Here is a 1,901-nt window from a genome sequence, read left to right on the forward strand (position 1 = left end):
GGGTGTCAGCCGGTGATGGGGCGGGTGTCGAGGCGGATGTGGTCGACGGCCCAGTACCAGTTGTTGCCGGCGTCGTACATGCGGAACCTGAGGGTCACCGAGCGGGCTCCGGCGGGGACGGCGAAGCTGCGGGTGATCCGGGTGTTCTGCACGTCCTTGCCGGCGTTGTCGTTGCCGGTGGCGTCGGAGCCGTAGGCGAGCAGGCGGGTCTCGGTGCCGTTGTCGAAGACGGCGGTGACGGAGGCCTTCTGCGGTGCCTCCTGGCGGTAGTGGGAGTCGAAGGCGAGGTGGAGGGTGTCGGTGCCGGCCGGGACGGCGACGGCGGGCGAGACCAGGGTGGAGTCGAAGACGCCCTTGCGGGAGGGCGAGCCGGTGTCGTCCCAGTCGTCGGGGTCGGCGACGGCGACGACGCCCAGGGCGCGGGTGAAGTTGCCGCGGTCCTGGCCGGCGGGGACGGACCACTCGCGCTTGGTGTGGAAGGTCCAGCCCTGGAGGCGGACGGTGCCCTGCGGCATGGCGGGGGCGTTGACGACCGTCCAGCCCTTGGGGGCCTGGGCGGTCCAGCCGAGGACGCCGGCCTCGGGCTTGAGGGTGTCGGCGAGGGACTCGAAGTCCTCGTCGAGGAGGTGGCCGGTCATCACCGGGGCGGGGCGGGCGGCGAGTTCGCCGTCGGCGAGGGCGAAGCGGCTGTCGGCCTGGGCGCGGGCGGTGACCAGCAGGCGGTGGGTGGCGGTGGCGGGCAGCTGGGCGGGCGGGGTGACCTGCCAGACGGCGGTGGCGGCGGCGCCGGCGGCGAGCCTGTCGGGCGCGGCGGTGACGGTGGTGGCGCTCCAGCCGGGCGGGAGCAGCGGCTGGGCCTCCAGGCGGGTGAGGGCGGTGGTGGCGGTGAGGGTGGCGGTGATCGTGGCGGGGCGTCCGGGCAGCAGGACGGGTTCGTCGATGGTGGTGGAGGCGGCGCCGAGGGCGAGGTTCACGGCGAGCGGGTCGGCCAGGCCGAGGGCGGGGTCGGTGACGGTGCGGTCGTCCCAGGGGAAGCGGCCGGCGATGCGGCGGCGGAAGCCGAGGTCGCCCTGGACGGCGACGGCGACGTCGTACCAGCCCTCGGGGCCGACCTTGAGGTTGACGGTGCGGTCGTCGCCGGCCGCCACGCGGACCTCGCGCAGGCCGTCGCCGTAGGCGAGGTCGCCGACCAGGAAGGTCTGGGCGGTGCGCGAGCGGTTGATGACGTCGACCTCCAGGACCTTGCCGTCGCTCTCCTCGGAGAGCGAGACCTCGTAGGCGGAGGCGGTGTCGCCGCGCAGGTGCCACAGGGCGCCGTCGGGGCCGTGGACGCGCAGGTCGTAGCCGGCGGGGCCGACCTTCCAGACGTCGGACAGGCGGCTCTTCGCGGCGACGGTGTAGTGCTTGGGGGCCTCGCCGGGGGCGGGGTAGACGGCGAGGACGGCGCCCTGGCGGCCCTGGTTGACGAAGTCGAGGGTCAGTTCGTCGCCCTTGAGGCGGGGCTTGACGAGCAGGTTGTACGGGGCGGGGCGGGCGGAGCGGGTGCCGCGCTCCTGCTGGGGGAAGGTCTGCGGGCTGGGCACGGTGGGGGCGGGGAGCTTGCCGGTGTCGACGACCTTCTGGCGGTTGCCGCTGGTGTCGGGCAGTTGCGGCCAGGCGGGGTTGCGGCCGGAGAAGTCGAAGACGTTGGTGAGGTCGCCGCAGACCGCGCGCCGCCAGGGGCTGATGTTGGGCTCCTGGACGCCGAAGCGCTGTTCCAGGAAGCGCAGCACGGAGGTGTGGTCGTAGACGGTGGAGTCGACGACGCCGCCGCGGGTCCACGGGGAGACGACGACCATCGGCACCCGCACGCCCAGGCCCATCGGGTAGGGGCCGGAGACCAGGGTCTCGCCGGCGGGGAG

At 74.4% G+C, this 1,901-nt stretch carries 1 protein-coding gene; it reads right to left on the bottom strand.

All coding sequences use genetic code 11. The features are described from left to right. Positions 1-5: 5 nt before the first annotated feature. Positions 6-1,901: phospholipase domain-containing protein (locus ACIQOV_RS39600; RefSeq protein WP_401055753.1), on the bottom strand; the 1,896-nt coding region annotated here is incomplete at its 5' end.

The sequence above is a fragment of the Kitasatospora sp. NPDC091257 genome (genome assembly GCF_044757675.1).
Lineage (GTDB): Bacteria > Actinomycetota > Actinomycetes > Streptomycetales > Streptomycetaceae > Kitasatospora > Kitasatospora lactacystinica.